Source organism: Paraburkholderia sp. BCC1885, assembly GCF_900996235.1.
GTDB lineage: Bacteria > Pseudomonadota > Gammaproteobacteria > Burkholderiales > Burkholderiaceae > Paraburkholderia.
Genome location: NZ_CAAJGM010000158.1, coordinates 1 through 451 on the forward strand (window position 1 = coordinate 1; position 451 = coordinate 451).

The 451-nt window shown below is 68.3% G+C and carries 1 protein-coding gene; it reads right to left on the reverse strand.

Annotated features, from left to right (window positions below; all coding sequences use genetic code 11):
• Nucleotides 1–147: LysR substrate-binding domain-containing protein (locus FQ755_RS38150; RefSeq protein WP_260858613.1), on the reverse strand; the 147-nt coding region annotated here is incomplete at its 3' end.
• Nucleotides 148–451: the final 304 nt, after the last annotated feature.

A 451-nucleotide genomic window follows, 5' to 3' on the forward strand; every position in this document is an offset into this window, starting at 1 on the left:
CACAGCCGTATCGAACGGGCCCTCGACGAAACCGAGCGTGAAGCTCAGATCGCGCAGGCCGGCCTCGACGCCTTCGGTATTGGTGACCGTCAAGTCGATCGTGATGCGCGGGTGCCGCGCGTTGAAGCGCGCGATCAGGGCCGGCACCAAGTAGACGCCCAGCGTGTTGCTCGCGCCGATCCGCAGATGCCCGGCGCCAAGGCCGGCCAGCTCGCGCAGTTCGCTCTCGGCCGTGTCGGCCAGCGCGAAGATCCGCGACGCGTGGTCGAACAGCAGCCGCCCCGCCTCTGATGCTGCCGGCGCGCGCGACTTCGTGGAAGGCCAGTAAATGCGTGAAGTTCATGAGTGGACAGACCTCGTGGCCCGGTCGGCGGACACGACGATGCCGCCGGCAACGGGCTTCATGACAGGCAAACACCGCGCGCGGGCAGTTATTCCCGGCCCGGCGGCA